The organism is Alcanivorax profundi (assembly GCF_003597125.1).
GTDB classification, from domain to species: Bacteria; Pseudomonadota; Gammaproteobacteria; order Pseudomonadales; family Alcanivoracaceae; genus Alcanivorax; species Alcanivorax profundi.
The window spans coordinates 910,906-925,265 of the sequence record NZ_QYYA01000002.1 but is presented as its reverse complement, the minus strand read 5'-3'; the positions used below and the strand labels follow the sequence as shown (position 1 = coordinate 925,265).

Annotated in this window: 13 protein-coding genes; 1 reads left to right on the top strand and 12 read right to left on the bottom strand. The window is 59.9% G+C overall.

Features of this window, described 5'->3' with window-relative positions; all coding sequences use genetic code 11:
- Positions 1 to 30 precede the first annotated feature (30 nt).
- From D4A39_RS09615 to D4A39_RS09595, 5 genes are all read right to left on the bottom strand, one after another.
- A complete protein-coding gene (locus D4A39_RS09615; protein ID WP_031226495.1) occupies positions 31 to 1,365 on the bottom strand; it encodes an MATE family efflux transporter in 1,335 nt (444 codons plus the stop codon).
- 181 nt (positions 1,366 to 1,546) lie between these two features.
- Positions 1,547 to 2,635 carry a hypothetical protein gene (locus tag D4A39_RS09610; protein WP_022985502.1) on the bottom strand — a complete coding sequence of 363 codons (1,089 nt, stop codon included), beginning with the start codon at positions 2,633 to 2,635 and terminating at the stop codon, positions 1,547 to 1,549.
- Between the two features lie 77 nt (positions 2,636 to 2,712).
- Positions 2,713 to 3,609, bottom strand: coding sequence for an alpha/beta fold hydrolase (locus D4A39_RS09605; protein ID WP_022985503.1), 897 nt, complete (start codon positions 3,607 to 3,609; stop codon positions 2,713 to 2,715).
- Between the two features lie 59 nt (positions 3,610 to 3,668).
- A complete protein-coding gene (gene ppnP / locus D4A39_RS09600; protein WP_022985504.1) occupies positions 3,669 to 3,950 on the bottom strand; it encodes a pyrimidine/purine nucleoside phosphorylase in 282 nt (93 codons plus the stop codon).
- A gap of 63 nt (positions 3,951 to 4,013) precedes the next feature.
- Complete coding sequence (locus tag D4A39_RS09595; protein ID WP_022985505.1) at positions 4,014 to 4,400, bottom strand: OsmC family protein; 387 nt, start codon at positions 4,398 to 4,400, stop codon at positions 4,014 to 4,016.
- Positions 4,401 to 4,518: 118 nt separating this feature from the next.
- On the opposite strand from D4A39_RS09595, the gene D4A39_RS09590 reads away from it, so the two are divergent.
- Positions 4,519 to 5,469 (top strand): pirin family protein, encoded by a 951-nt coding sequence (locus tag D4A39_RS09590; protein WP_022985506.1) that lies wholly within the window; start codon positions 4,519 to 4,521, stop codon positions 5,467 to 5,469.
- Here the strand turns inward: D4A39_RS09590 and D4A39_RS09585 are convergent, their stop codons facing one another.
- The 7 genes from D4A39_RS09585 to D4A39_RS09555 all read right to left on the bottom strand — a co-directional run bounded on the left by D4A39_RS09585 (position 5,470) and on the right by D4A39_RS09555 (position 14,319).
- A complete protein-coding gene (locus D4A39_RS09585; RefSeq protein WP_022985507.1) occupies positions 5,470 to 6,216 on the bottom strand; it encodes a DUF4397 domain-containing protein in 747 nt (248 codons plus the stop codon).
- A 113-nt stretch (positions 6,217 to 6,329) separates the two neighbouring features.
- Complete coding sequence (locus tag D4A39_RS09580) at positions 6,330 to 7,073, bottom strand: DUF4397 domain-containing protein (RefSeq protein ID WP_022985508.1); 744 nt, start codon at positions 7,071 to 7,073, stop codon at positions 6,330 to 6,332.
- Positions 7,070 to 8,173 (bottom strand): AI-2E family transporter, encoded by a 1,104-nt coding sequence (locus D4A39_RS09575; protein WP_119917979.1) that lies wholly within the window; start codon positions 8,171 to 8,173, stop codon positions 7,070 to 7,072. The genes D4A39_RS09580 and D4A39_RS09575 overlap by 4 nt, the downstream gene beginning before the upstream one ends.
- Before the next feature lie 13 nt (positions 8,174 to 8,186).
- Positions 8,187 to 9,167: a calcium/sodium antiporter gene (locus D4A39_RS09570; RefSeq protein WP_022985510.1), complete on the bottom strand. Its 981-nt coding sequence runs from the start codon at positions 9,165 to 9,167 to the stop codon at positions 8,187 to 8,189.
- Between the two features lie 197 nt (positions 9,168 to 9,364).
- Positions 9,365 to 12,433, bottom strand: coding sequence for an efflux RND transporter permease subunit (locus tag D4A39_RS09565; RefSeq protein WP_102791886.1), 3,069 nt, complete (start codon positions 12,431 to 12,433; stop codon positions 9,365 to 9,367).
- Positions 12,434 to 12,436: 3 nt separating this feature from the next.
- Positions 12,437 to 13,504 (bottom strand): efflux RND transporter periplasmic adaptor subunit, encoded by a 1,068-nt coding sequence (locus D4A39_RS09560; RefSeq protein ID WP_119917978.1) that lies wholly within the window; start codon positions 13,502 to 13,504, stop codon positions 12,437 to 12,439.
- A 368-nt stretch (positions 13,505 to 13,872) separates the two neighbouring features.
- Positions 13,873 to 14,319 (bottom strand): Dps family protein, encoded by a 447-nt coding sequence (locus D4A39_RS09555; protein ID WP_022985513.1) that lies wholly within the window; start codon positions 14,317 to 14,319, stop codon positions 13,873 to 13,875.
- Between the last annotated feature and the right edge of the window lie 41 nt (positions 14,320 to 14,360).

Here is a 14,360-nt window from a genome sequence, read left to right as displayed (position 1 = left end):
CTAAAACCCCGGGTCGCTTCCGCGACGCTGTTAACTGTTCACGGAAGAAAGCGCCTGTCGATACATCCCCCACGCCATCACACCAGCCATCAGGTTGCCAAAGGCCGCGCCCAGGGCGAGGCCGCCGAAGTCGCCGAGGTGGAAGCCCAGCCATAACAGCGGCAGGTAGCACAGGAACAGACGCAGGAAGGAAATCAACATGGCACGCATGGGCCAGCCGAGGGCATTACTGGCTGAGACCACCAGCATGCAGACACCCAGCAAACCATAGCTGGGAGGCAGCCAGCGAATCAGCACGGTGAGGTAGGCCTGCACCGGGGCCGAGTCTACCAACATCCCGGCCAGCGGCCCGGCCAGGACCGCCAGCAACAGCCCCAGCAGCACCTGCCAACCCACCACCATGGCCGCGCCCACTTTCATCAGCCGTTGCACGGTGTCCCAGTCATTGCTGCCGTAGCAACGCCCCAGCCAGGGCGGCAGTGCCATGGTCATGCCCAGCACCAGAACGATGGAGAAGCTCTCCAGACGACTGGCCATCCCCCAGGCAGCCACCGCCTGGTCCCCACTGCGCGCCACCAGCGCGGTGGCCAGCATGGCCGCCAAGGGGGGCATCAGCTGGCTGATCATCGCTGGCCCGGCAATATGAAAAAACGGCAGGGCCGAGTCGCGCATCTGCTGCAACATGCCCTCACGTTGCACCCAGCCCTTGCCCTTCAGAGACAGCACCAGCAGCACGCCCCCCAGCGCAAACGCCAACAGGGTCGCCAGTGCCGCCCCCGGCAGACCGAAACCCTGCCACTCCCCCACCCCGAAAATCAGCAGCGGGTCGAGCACCAGATTGAGCAGGCTGGTGACCACCATCATCAGACCCGGGAAGCGGGTATTGCCGTGGGCCCGGAACAGGCTGTAGCCAAAATACACCACACCGCCCACCCACATGGCAGGCAATTGCAGGGCCCAATAGGGGCGAATCAACGTCTGGATTTCCGGCGACGCCCCCAACAGGGTGAACACCGGGGTCTGTACCAGCCACAACAGCCCCACCAGCAACCCCTGGAGCACGCCACCGCCGACCAGCACCAGCGCCCCCAGCCGGTTGGCTTCGGTCTGCTTGCCGGCGCCGATGGAGCGTGAAATCAGCGCGGCAATGGCGATGCCCACCCCCACCTGCACCCCGATCACCAGAAACGCCAACGGGAAGGTAAAGGACTGGGCCGCCAGCGGCGCCGTGCCCAACCGCGCCACAAAAATGCTGTCGACCAGATGAAACCCGAGCAACGACATCACCCCCAGCGCCATGGGCCAGGTCTGCTGCCACAACTGGCGGGCAAGCGCGGTATTGGAAAGAGAAGCAGTTGAGTTCAAAGGCACGCTCGGCGGGTGGTAGAGGGTAGGGGGAGACTAGCAGGGGTTCAGTGAACAGTTAACAGTTGCGCGAGCAACCTTTCCGGTTTTTCAACACATGAGGCCGCGCCCAACGTCTGGACGCGGCCTCATGCGTTCAACAACCCCAGGTCGCTTCCGCGACGCTGTTCACTATTCACTGTTAACTGTTCACTACCTTCAACCGCTCTTCCCATTTGCCGGTTTCCACCAGCTCCAGGAATTCATCACCGAGGCGCTCGCTTTCGGCGATGGCGGTTTTCCAGTATTGCTCGCGGCCGGCGTCGTCGCCGAGGTAATGCTTGAAGTCGGTACGGTCTGGTAGCTTGCCGTGGGGCAGGCTGGCCAGGTACTCGGGGGACGGCGAGACCAGCAGCATTCGACGCAAGCGGTGCGGGTCGCCGTTACGCCAACGCAAAGGCTTGTCGAACCAGCCGGGGATGACCCGGTCTGTAAAGTGCGGGTACAGCACAATGCCGTTGCTCTGGTAAGGCAGATCCAGGTGATAGTCGAGCATGCCTCCATCGCGGTACACCCCTTCAGGCGCACCAGGAAACTCGGTGACGCCATCGAGCACCATGGGAATGGCAGCGCTGGCCAGCAAGGCAGCACGCAGGTTATCGGCGGACAGCGGGATACGGTGGGTGGTGAAGTCATTCAGCGGCCCCAGTGGCAACGGCGCGTCGCCACTGCACACCAGCCCCCGCTCCATGAACAGACCGGTGGCACGACGGCTGAACAGATTGGTTCCGATCAGGCCAGCCAGCCCCAGGCCCAGACCCAGCGGCCCCTGATGAGCCATCAAGCCGCGGCTACGGATCACCACAATCACCAGCCGGTAATCGGAATGACGGAGAATATGCTGATCCCGGTCCTGCAACAGTTCGGACAACATGGCCGCGCAGCGGCGGGATACGTCCGTGGCAGTAATGCCCTTGGGGAAACGTTGACGGGTATAAAGCTCCGCCAGGCGGTCCAGCGCCGCTGCCGGGTCCTGACTCATGCTGATGGCGGCGAAACGCCAGCTGCCAATAGACGCACCGATCAGGGTCCGCGGCACACGGGCACGTGTCAGGAAGTCGCCGAACACGGCCTTGTCCAGGCCATTGATGCCCAGCGCCTTGGGACCCCCTGCCGCCCCGGGCAACAGATCCACATCCTCGGGGCGCAAGCCGTGTTCGCGCAGATGGGCAATCGCCTCGCTGCCAGCACGCAGGGTCAGTGAAGGTGCAGAGGAATGAATGGCGGCCACCCCGATCTCCCGTTCAGGCGTTGTCTGTGACGCCCGCATGGTACCGACAATCCGCCAATTTGCGAAACCCGATTCCGTTATTCGTTTAAAAAACGTCCCAGGGCGCGGGTGAACGCCACCGGCTGACTCATCAGTGGCACATGCCCCGCCTTGTCCAGCACCACATGGCGGGCACGGATATGGCGGGCAAACTCAGCCTGCCCGGCTGCAGGGTATAGCGGTGACAACGCTCCCGTGAGCACCGTAGCCGGAACAGGGAAGTTACCGGAGGTGGTGCGATAGTCATGGGTATGGGACAGGTACGCGCGCAGGTAGGCACGCAGATCCGCCACATCGGCCACCGGCAGCAGCCGGGCCCACATCCCGGACCAGCGCCGGGTGGACTGGTAGGCAGAGCGGAGTTCGGGCCGCCCTGCGACCTGGGAAAAGATATCCAGCAACTGCCCCAATACCGCCTCTCTCAGCCCCGTGGCAAGACGGTTGAGAGGGCCTGCGTCAGGGGCACCGTCCAACAAGGCCAACAGCGCTTCCAGCTGGGAAAAAAAACGCACCTGCTGGTCACCAAACAGCCCATAGGCCCAATCACTGCCATTGGCAATGCAGGGCGACTGATCGATGTGCAGGTAACGGCGAACCGGAGTGAAATCGCCATAGCCATGCCAATGGAGGCTGGTGGTGGCACCCAGCGAATACCCCACCAGTGAGAAGTCACTCAGACCGAAATGGCTGACCAGGTCTTCCATATCCTGCATGTGATTATGAAACACATCAGGCTGGTTGAAACGCACCCGGGAAGAGCCACCCGCACCGCGAAAATCTGGCAGAAAGAATTGATAGCGCCGCGTAAACGGCAGTACAAAAGGCAGCCAGTCCCGGCCTTGCATGCCCAAACCATGCAGCATCAGCACAGGCTGACCACGGCCGATAATTCTTACCTGTAGTGATTCACCATCCCTGGCCGGGAAAAACGGCATCCCTTCCCCCCCCTTTGCGCTCTTATTGTGGTGTTGCTTTTTTGGTCGTGCCGTGGCGATCAGCCATACAGGCACAGGTACGCCGTATCTACCGCTACCTTTACCTGAAACTTGCTGTTGGCTTCCACTTCGAAGGTCTCACCGGCAGCAAAGGTCTGCCAATCGGTCGCGCCCGGCAGTTGCACCGTCAGGGCCCCGCTGACCACGGTCATCACTTCGTGCTGGCTGGTGCCGAATTCGTAATCGCCCGGGGCCATTACGCCCACGGTGGCCGGCTTGGTTTCGGTTTGAAAGGCAATGGATGCCACCTTGGCATCGAAGTATTCGTTGACCTTGAACATGGCAAACGCCTCCGTTGAATCAATGGAGGCGCGAGTATGCCAAAAGAGCGTGGCGGGCGCCGCTTATTTCCACTGTGTCGCGACTGCCGTGCCTTGCAGCAAGGTACGGGTTACCGGGGTCCTGGCGGCAATCTCCAGCAAGCGTTCTTGCTGGGCTACCTCCAGCTCACCACTGCAGTGAAGGGTGCGCTCAATATGCTCGCCCCCTTCTTCGTCCCGGTAAAAACGCAGGTCCACGTGGATCTCACCGAGCGACCAGCCCTTTCGCTCGGCATACATGCGTAAAGTGATCGAAGTGCAGGCCCCAAGGCCTGAGAGCAGCAATTCATAAGGGTTCGGCCCCTGGTCATCACCACCCAGCGCAGCACTCTCATCGGCACTCAGCTGATGATGGCGGGCATGGATCGCCTGCTGGTATTTGTGCGTGCTGTGAACGGCGACTGTTGCCATGCTGAGCTCCTGTCTGCGAGAAGATGAGCCACACCCGAGGGGCGGCCTTTGCTTTGCGATCTGTGAGTACCATACTCCTGAAACAGGCTGCCGCGAACACACTGCCCTGGAGGTCACCATGAGCAATACCGGTCACGACGGTGAAGTGGTGGAATGCCCCAACCTCACCACCACCCTGACACTCAATGCTGTTGCCTCACGCCGGAGCATTCTCGGTAATGGCCTGCCCATCATTCGCCACCTGCCCAGTCGCACTCAACGATTGATCGGCCCCTGGTGCTTTCTTGATCACATCGGCCCCACCTCCCTCAATCCGGATAACGCGGTGGATGTGGGCACCCACCCCCATACCGGCCTGCAAACTGTCACCTGGCTATTCGAAGGCGCATTGCTGCACAAGGACAGCCTGGGGTATGAGCAAATCATTGAGCCCGGCGAACTCAACCTGATGACCGCCGGCTACGGCATCTGCCACTCCGAAGAAAGCCCGCCGGGGTTTAGCGGCCCCATGCATGGCCTGCAATTCTGGATTGCCCTGCCTGCCGAGCACGAAGACACCGCTCCGGCCTTTTCCCATCACCGTGACCTGCCCCAATGGGAACAGGACTGCGCCCAGCTTACTCTGGTTGTCGGCGAGCTGAACGGCCACCGATCCCCGGCCCAGGTCTTTTCACCGCTGGTGGGGGCGGACATCGTCGCTCGCGAAGGCGGCGAGTTGTCGCTGGCCGTGCCTGAGCACTTTGAGCTGGGATTGTGCATCAACGCAGGGGGGGCGACTCTGGAGGGATCCACACTGGAAACCGGCGAGCTCTACTATCTGGGGCAGGGACGGGATCGACTACGGCTGTCGCTGGATCCCGGCAGCCGGCTCATGCTGCTCGGCGGTGAGCCCCTGAGCCAGCCGGTATTGCTGTGGTGGAATTTTGTGGGCCGCGACCAGACCCGGCTGGAAAACGCCCTCAAGGACTGGCAACAGTGGCCAAACACACGTTTTGGTGATGTACCCGCCTACCAGGGCGGGCCCCTAAAGGCCCCCGCCCTGGACCCGACGGTGAGACTGAAAGGATGATCAGCCCGCATCCACTTCCTGACAGTACAGGGCGACACCCGTACTGTCCGGGGCGGGATGGGCAATGATCGCATCGTAGCTTCTGCCCAGCTGAATCGAACAGCTGCGATCCACCGCACTGGCTGCGCCCACCTGCAATGTCACGGTCAGCGTGGAGGATGATTCAGGCGCGCCGGTCTGGTAGCTACTGACCGCGCCGTAGTCCAACCCGGAGGCCAGGGTCGAGGCACCCACCGAAACGTCGATGTTCTGGTCTGCCTTGTCGGCCAGGGCATGAACAAAACGAACCCGAACCTGACCGGCGTCAACAGAGGCGGGGATCTGCTCATATGCCTTGAGCTTCGGCACTTGATCGCCACTGCCGGCCAGTAACCCCATCAGCACCAGGGTATAGTTTTCCCCGGCGGCAAGGGCAATCCCGGTGTCATCGACCAGAGTGGCAGTGGCGTTATTGATATCGAAAAGCACGGTTTCCGTATCCGACTCCAGCTTGAATGCCATGCCGTCTTGCTCGGTAGTCGAGTACTCACGGGCTTCAAACAGGGGCCCGGAAAGATCATTGCGAATAATCACATCGACAGTGGTGTCTTGCTGCTCATTGCCACTGCCACTCTGGTCGCCCAGTTGATTGTGGAAATAGATCCCGGTGCGCTCACGGAGAAACGATTCCACATCGTCATCACTATCACCGCCACACCCTGACAGCACCACCGTTCCGGCCAGTGCAAGCCAACCCCATTTCTGCATACTTCCTCCCAAATACTCGCGTTCTGAAGCGGCCATCGAGCTAACGATGAACCGAATTCGTTATTGTCGCAGGTAGGAAACAGAAATACGAAGAAAGTTCCAGCTAACCTGATTCAGCTATAGGGCTGGCAGTAAATCGAAATCTGATCATCGTCACTGTCAAAGCGCGTATAGGCGATGATGGCATCGTAGCTTCGGCCACTGCTGACATTACAGCTGACCTGGTCAATCAGGATACCCTGGGTCTGGTTGTTGACGTCCACTTGCAGGGTGCCACCCGCAGAGAGAGTGGTGTAACTGCTGGCGCTGCCATACTCCAGATCTGATGCAAGCTGCTGGGTGCCGCCGGGCAAGGTCACACTGAGGTCATCACCGGACAAGCGGGAAAGGGTATTGATAAAACGCACCCGAATCTGGCCACTGGCCACATCTACATCCTGGTAACGAAAACTTCTTAATTGGCGATTATCGAGTGTCGTGTCCCCCATCATTACCACCGTATAGCGGTCACCGGCTACCAGCGTCTGGTTGATCGGCCCATTGATCAGTGTTGTCCCTGAACTACGGCCACGAACATCAAACTGGAGGTTTTCGTTGTCGTCATCCAGCTCGATCTGGTTGCTGCTGACATTACCCGATTCGGTATAGCCACGATCCTCGCTGAGGGGGGTATTCATGTCGTCCACATAAAAATCCACCACCACATCATCACTACTGCCGCCAGAGCTCTGGGTTAGCTGGTTGTGGAAATACAGGCGGGTGCTGTCGCCAAAGATATCCTCGTCTTCATCACAGCCGAAGGCAGACAAACCGGCTATGGAAGCCGCCAGCACCATGCGCAGAAAAATCACGGTCATTCACTCCCGGAGCGGTCTGACTGCTGTTCCAACAACGCAGCAGCAGGTTCGCCCTCATTGAATTCACGAATAAAGATACCCCAGAACGCCACAAACAACGCAGCCAGAAGGGGACCAAGAGCGAACCCGGTAATCCCGAACATGGCCAGCCCGCCCAGGGTGGAAAACAGCACCACGTAATCCGGCAACTTGGTATCCCGCCCCACCAGGATCGGACGCAAGATATTATCGACCAGACCGATCACGAAGATACCGTAAAGCAACAACACGGTAGCACTGATCACGTCACCCACGGCATACAGATACACCGCCACCGGCAACCAGATAAGGCCAGCACCTACCGCAGGGATCAATGACAGCACCGCCATCACTACCCCCCACAAAAACGCACCCGGAATTCCGAGCCACCAGAAGATCAACCCACCCAGGGCCCCCTGGGTAATGGCCACCACCAGATTGCCCTTGATGGTGGCACGGGTGACTTCGGCAAACTTGGCGAAAAGCAGCTTCTCGCGTTCGTCACCCAATGGCAGGGCACGAATCAGCATGGCCGCCATGGCGTCGCCATCACGCAACAGGAAAAACGCCAGATACAACATCAGGGCCAGGTTGAGGAAAAACTGGAAAGTATTCTGCCCCACGGCCAGTGCCCGTTTGGCAAGAAACTGTCCGGCGCCGGTAAAGGCCTGGACCGCCTGTTGTTTGATGCGCTCCAGATCAATATCAAAGCGCTCGGCCAACGCTTGTATCCCGGGAAACGCCTGCTTGATCTTGTCGACGTAGTCGGCCAGGTTGACCTCGCCACTCTGGACTTTCTGGAACAACCCGACCCCTTCTGTGACAAAAGACGTTGCCACGAACAACACCGGAATAATCACCAGCACCACGCACAGGGTGAGCGTTAACAAGGCCACCAGGTTGCGCCGATTGGGCCAGCGCGCCAGCACACGCTTCTGGAACGGATAGAAGATCACGCTGATGGCACAGGCCCAGAAAATGGGGGCAAAGAAGGGCTGCATCATCAGGGCAAATACCAGACTTACCCCAATCAATGAAAACAGAAATGCGCGGCGTTCCAGCTTGTCAGACGTCCCTGCCATGATTGAATCCTTGTTATGCAGCGGTCACCAGCAGACTGGTCCCCAGATAGGCCATATAGGCCACATACACCACCAGCAAACCGACCCCGTTGCTGCGGGTGATTTGCCCCTTGCGGCCCCACAGGCCAAAGCCCATCACAAACAACGCCAGCGTCAGCGCCATCATCAGGCCCCAGTCCCGCTGCAGCACACCGGGCTCCACCGCCATCGGGCTAATGGCACCGGCAATACCGACCACGCCGAGGGTATTGAACAGGTTCGAGCCTAGCACGTTGCCGAAGGCGATATCGTGTTCGTTCTTTTTCACCGCCGCGATACTGGACGCCAGCTCCGGCAGCGAGGTGCCAATGGCCACGATGGTCAGGCCGATGATCAGATCACTGACCCCAAGGCTCTGGGCAATGAACACCGCTCCCCACACCAGCAGCCGCGAGCTGGCCACCAGCAGGATCAGCCCTACCACCAGCCAGAACAGCGCTTTTTTCAAAGGTAACGGATGGTCGGCCAGATCTGTTTCCACCTCGCCACCGAGCACATCCCCCTTGCCGCTCATGGCCGCGTAGATCGACCACCCCATCAGCACCGCCAGCAGCGCAATCAGAATCCAGGCATCGGTGCGGGTGATATTGCCGTCGATGAGCTGGTAACCGGCAATCAGGGTAATCACGGCCAGAATCGGCAACTCTTTCTTGAGGATCGCGGAGTTCACCGCAATGGGGCTGATTACCGCCACCACCCCCAGAATCAGGGCGATATTGGAAATATTGGAACCGTAGGCGTTACCCAGTGCCAGGGAAGGATTGCCTTCGAGGGCGGCCAGCGCCGATACCACCATCTCCGGCGCCGAGGTACCGAAACCGACAATCAGCATGCCGATCAGCAACGGCGGCATACCCGCATGGGCCGCCGTGCCCGCAGCCCCTTCCACAAATTTGTCGGCACTCCACACCAGCAGAATCAGCCCGCCAATCACGGCGGCAATGGCCAGCAACATCGGTACTCCTTGGGGTCATGTAGTCGTCAGGCTGGCACATTGTGGCAGAGAGCCGGGACAGAGGCACCCTTGAGACGCAAGTTTCGACAGGCCGAGCCGGCACGCTTGCCGGCCAGCGATGCGGCCCTGTTAACCCGGCATCGCTGGCAGGCAAGCTGCCCCAGAAATCAGCATCCCTGCCCCGGGGCCGTCACGACTCACACATGCTGATCCTTACCCGGCTTGATGCCATAGGCGAGGGTATACAGCACCGGGATCACGATCAGGGTCAGCACGGTGGCAAAGCCCAGACCAAACATGATTACCACGGCCATGGACTCGAAGAAGGCGTCGAACAGCAACGGCACCATGCCAAGGATGGTAGTAATTGCCGCCATGCAGACCGGCCGCACCCGGGAAATGGACGCCAGCACCACTGCCTCGAACGGCTCGCGACTCTCCATTTCGAGCTTGATCTGCTCCACCAGCACAATGCCGTTCTTGACCAGCATCCCGGACAGACTGAGGAAGCCCAACAGCGCCATGAAACCGAACGGCGCATTAAGCAGCAACAAGCCCAGGGTCACCCCGATAATCGCCAGCGGCACCGTGGCCCAGATCACCAGTGGCTGGCGCAGGGAGTCAAACAGCAACATGGTGATGATGAACATGAACAGATAGCCCATTGGCAGGCTGCCAAACACCGCCGCCTGGGCATCACTGGAGGCCTCATATTCGCCCCCCCAGGTGAGGGAATACCCCGGCGGCAGCTCCAGCGCCGCAATCGCCGGGCGAATCCGTCGCAATACCTGGTCTGCGGTTTCCTCACCCAGCACATCGGGCTCCGCCTGCACCGTCAGGGTACGCTTGCGATCGCGACGCATGATCAACGCGTTTTCCCACTCGGTCTCGAAGTCACCTACCACCTGACTAATGGGAATGTAGGTGGAATAGACCGGCGACCAGACCTGCACATCGTTGAGATTATTGGCGCTTAACCGTTCATCATCCGGCGGCCGCGCCACAATCGGCAGCAACTTGCTGCCATCACGGTACAGGCCCACCGTGCGGCCACTGAAGTTCAGCGCCAGGGTATTATCCAGATCCTCACGGCTGATCCCGGCCCGCCGGGCCTGGGCTTCCAGAAACTGCGGACGAATCACCTTTTCCTGCTGACGCCAGTCGTGGCGGATACTTTCCAGCGCGCCATCGTCGGCCATGATGGCCTGCGCTTTCAGGCCCAGCTCGCGCAACACCGTGGGATCCGGGCCACTGAAACGCGCCTCGATAGAGGCCGCCGGGCTGGGCCCGATCATCAGCCGCTTCACCTTGGCAAACGCCTGCAGATGTTCACTGCGGATCAAGTCACGGGTCGCGGCCAGGGCCGGATCAATGCTGTCACGGTCTTTCACTTCCACAATCAGCTGGGCGTAACTGGGGTAACTTTTTTCCGGCGCGTAAGGCAGCATGAAACGGGCCGCCCCCTGACCAATGGTGGTGGTCACCTGGGTGACGCTGTCCATCTCCAGTAACGAACGCTCCAGACGCTCGGATGCCTCACGGGTAGCGCGAATATCACTGCCCTGGGGCAGCCAGTAATCCACCAGGAACATGGGCGTGTTGGACGGCGGAAAGAACGCCTGCTTGACGAAACCGAAGCCCAGCACCGCCAGCACCAGCAACACCCCCATGCCGGACAGCGTCAGTACCCGATGATGGATGGCCCGGTCCAGCAAGCGCCTGTACAAGACAAACACCCGGCCCTTGTAGGGATCCTCGGCTTCTCCATCTGCACCGCCCACATCCTTGTCACTGAAGAACTGTTCGGCGAAAAACGGCACCAGGGTAATCGCGGTAATCCAGCTTAACAGCAGGGAAATCAGCAACACCCAGAACAGGCTGTTGGTGTACTCGCCGGTGGCATCATCAGACAACCCAATCGGAGCAAAGGCCATAATGGCAATCACTGTGGCGCCCAGCAGCGGCCAGACGGTCTGCTTCACCACCTCGCTGGCGGCCTGCAATTTGGACAGCCCACGCTTCATGCCCACCAGGATCCCTTCGGTGACCACGATGGCGTTATCCACCAGCATCCCCAGCGCAATAATCAGCGCCCCCAGGGAGATTCGCTGCAGATCAATGGCCAGCATTTTCATCACGATGAACGTGCCCAGGATGGTCAGCAGCAGCACGCCCCCCATCAGCACCCCGGAACGCAAGCCCATGAACACCAGCAAGACCGCTATCACGATGGCCACGGCTTCGCCGAGATTCAGCATGAAGGCGCTGACCGACTTGTCCACTTCGTTGGGCTGGTTATAGACGGTGGCCAGCTCCATGCCGGCTGGGCGCTGGTATTCCAGTTCCGCCAGACGCTGGTCCACTCTTGCCCCCACGTCCACCACATTGACCCCTGAAGCGAACGAAATGCCCAGCGTCAGCGACGGCCCTCCATTAAAGCGATACAGGTGTCCCGGCACTTCCGCATAGCCGCGCTCGATGGTGGCCACATCCCGCAGGTACACCAGCTCGTCGGCCCCCGGGTCGGAGATAAGCAAATTCCCCATGGCCTGAACCGTGGGGAATTCACCAGTGGGGTAGATGCGGATGTATTCGTCACCCACCCGCACCTTGCCCGCCGGATTCACCGTATTCTGGGTCTGCAGCAGGCCGAAAATACGGTCAGGGCTGATGCCCAGTGAAGCCAGTCGGGTCCGGGAGATTTCCACCAGCACCTGCTCTTCACGCTGACCGCCGACCACCACCTTGCCGACCCCTTCCACCAGCACCAGCTCACGGGTCAGGTAGTCCGCGTAATCCTGCATGTCTTGATAGCGGTACCCTTCGCCGGTAATGGCCAGCAGAATGCCGTACACATCGCCAAAATCATCTATTACCTGAATGGTGCCTGCGCCCGGGGGTAGCTGGCCCTGCAGGTCGGTCATCTTGTGACGCAACTCATCCCAGATCTGCTTGAGCTGACTGGCCCGATAGCGCGGTTTCATTTCCACCTGCACCTGGGACAGGCCATTGCTGGAAATGGAGGTGACGTTCTTCACGTAGGGCAAGCTCTGGATGGCACGCTCCACCGGCAGCGTCACCTCCTCTTCGACCTGGCGAGGCGAAGCACCCGCATACTGGGTGATCACCATGGCAATCTTGAGCGTGAACTCCGGGTCTTCCAGCTGTCCCAGGCGGGTAAAACTGATGGCCCCGCCGACCAACAGAATCAGGGTGAACAGCCAGCTGACCACCTTGTGGCGGATGCTGTACTCGGCGATGTTCATCACTTACAGGCCCCGCTCTTTCACCAGTTCACGGACCGCCTGTCCATCCTTGAGATGGTGCACCCCGGCGCTGACAATACGGTCACCCGCGGCCAGACCATCAGTGATTTCGACACCGTCACCCACGACCTGCCCCAACGTCACGCCAGTGGCAGAAACCGTTCCGGCGTCCGCATCAAACAACCAGACAAAGGCGCCGTCTTCACCGTCCTTGTTGAACACCGCCTCCACCGGCACCTGGGGCCAAGTGGTGGACTCACGCATGATCTGGCTGAGGTCGATCGCCACATCCACACTCATGCCCGGCAGCACCATGATGCCGTCCGGGTTGGGCATGGTCAGGGTAATAATGTAAGTCTGGGTGCGATCGTCGGCGCTGGCCTCATGTTCCTTGTAGCTGGCCTTGAACACCTTGTCCGGTGCGCCTTCAAAGCGCAGGTCCGGCTGGTAATCATCACCATCCTTTTTGAGGTTGGTAAAGAACCGCTCCGACACCGCAAATTCGATATCGATGTTCTTGTTGCCTTGCAGGTACAGGATCGGCTCCTTGGCCTGCACAAACTGGTAATTTTCTACGTGGGTGCGTGCAACCGTGCCGGCATAGGGCGCTTTCAGCCGGGTATAGTTCACGTTGTCCCGGGCCAGACTCAGTGCCGCTTCCGCCTGACGGCGCTTGGCCTGAATTTCATCGAACTGGGCTTCGGAAATCACCCCACGCTCATGCAGGCTGATGCTGCGCTGGTACTGACTGTTGGCCAGATCATACTGGGCCTGACGGTCGGCCAGCTGGTTACGGAAGTCCGCCGGATCCAGCGCCGCCAGCAACTGCCCTTTCTTGACCTCTTCACCGGCACGGACCGGAAACTTCACCAGCTGCCCGGACACCCGAAACGCCAGCTCAGAGCCTTCGGTGGCCACGACCTTGCCCGGGTAATGGCGCAATTGCCCTTCTGCGGTACTGTCCACCGTAAAGAGTTTCACCGGCTGGGGCTGTGTAGCCACTGGTTCCGGCTCATCCGCACACCCCCACAGCGCTAGGGTCAGACCCAGCAATGCCCAGACACGTTGCATGTTGCTCTCCCGAATCCTTGTTTGGTACTTGCTAGTACCATTATCACACAGCTTGTTGGTCATCCGTAAACAAACTTCAACTCAGGCTAACCATTGTGGCCCGTGATGAATGTGATGTCTTTGTTGACTCGGGACACGCAGACACGTGGACAGGCCGGGTGGCGTACCATAAAAAAGAAGGCCGGCAGATGCCGGCCAAGGGGGGAAGAGGGTTGGCCCTGTACCGCCACATCCAGTGGCGGCCCTGGGCCGGACGGTGAGCGCATCACGCGTCATTGGGTTGCCTCGATAGGCAATGACGACATGATAGTCACCGGCTATTCAGAAGAACATTTGATTACCACTATCCCGGCAATCAGTGCTGACTATCAGCCCAGATGGGCAGATAGCATCCACGCAGCCTTCTCGTGGATCTCGATACGGTCACTGGCGACCGCACCCGAGCCCTCATCTTCATGCTCTGCTGCGAGTTTCAACACCCTGTTGGCCCGTTCGGCCACAGTGCGATGATCCGCCGCCAGCTCCTTGATCATGTCACTGGCTGCCGGATCTCCATCGGCATCGTTCACGGTGGACAGCTTCGCAAATTCGCCATAGCTGCCCGGCGCCTTCCAGCCCAGGGCACGAATGCGTTCGGCGATGGTGTCCACGGCTTCGGCCAGCTCCACGTACTGCTCTTCGAACAGCAGATGCAGGCTATGGAACATGGGGCCGGTCACATTCCAGTGATACTTGTGGGTCTTCAGGTACAAGGTGTAGCTCTCGGCCAACAGCTTGCTCAACTCTTCTGCCACTTGCTTGTTGTGCTCGATCATCCTGTCCTCCATCTGCTTGATCAGAATCTGGTTGGGCCAGG

Coding starts and splice junctions, on each gene's coding strand:
- D4A39_RS09605 (WP_022985503.1), bottom strand. CDS start 3,609: ATGCCGTTTTTCCCGGCCAGGGATGGTGAATCACTACAGGTAAGAATT.
- ppnP (WP_022985504.1), bottom strand. CDS start 3,950: ATGTTCAAGGTCAACGAATACTTCGATGCCAAGGTGGCATCCATTGCC.
- D4A39_RS09595 (WP_022985505.1), bottom strand. CDS start 4,400: ATGGCAACAGTCGCCGTTCACAGCACGCACAAATACCAGCAGGCGATC.
- D4A39_RS09590 (WP_022985506.1), top strand. CDS start 4,519: ATGAGCAATACCGGTCACGACGGTGAAGTGGTGGAATGCCCCAACCTC.
- D4A39_RS09585 (WP_022985507.1), bottom strand. CDS start 6,216: ATGCAGAAATGGGGTTGGCTTGCACTGGCCGGAACGGTGGTGCTGTCA.
- D4A39_RS09580 (WP_022985508.1), bottom strand. CDS start 7,073: ATGACCGTGATTTTTCTGCGCATGGTGCTGGCGGCTTCCATAGCCGGT.
- D4A39_RS09575 (WP_119917979.1), bottom strand. CDS start 8,173: ATGGCAGGGACGTCTGACAAGCTGGAACGCCGCGCATTTCTGTTTTCA.
- D4A39_RS09570 (WP_022985510.1), bottom strand. CDS start 9,167: ATGTTGCTGGCCATTGCCGCCGTGATTGGCGGGCTGATTCTGCTGGTG.
- D4A39_RS09565 (WP_102791886.1), bottom strand. CDS start 12,433: ATGAACATCGCCGAGTACAGCATCCGCCACAAGGTGGTCAGCTGGCTG.
- D4A39_RS09560 (WP_119917978.1), bottom strand. CDS start 13,504: ATGCAACGTGTCTGGGCATTGCTGGGTCTGACCCTAGCGCTGTGGGGG.
- D4A39_RS09555 (WP_022985513.1), bottom strand. CDS start 14,319: ATGATCGAGCACAACAAGCAAGTGGCAGAAGAGTTGAGCAAGCTGTTG.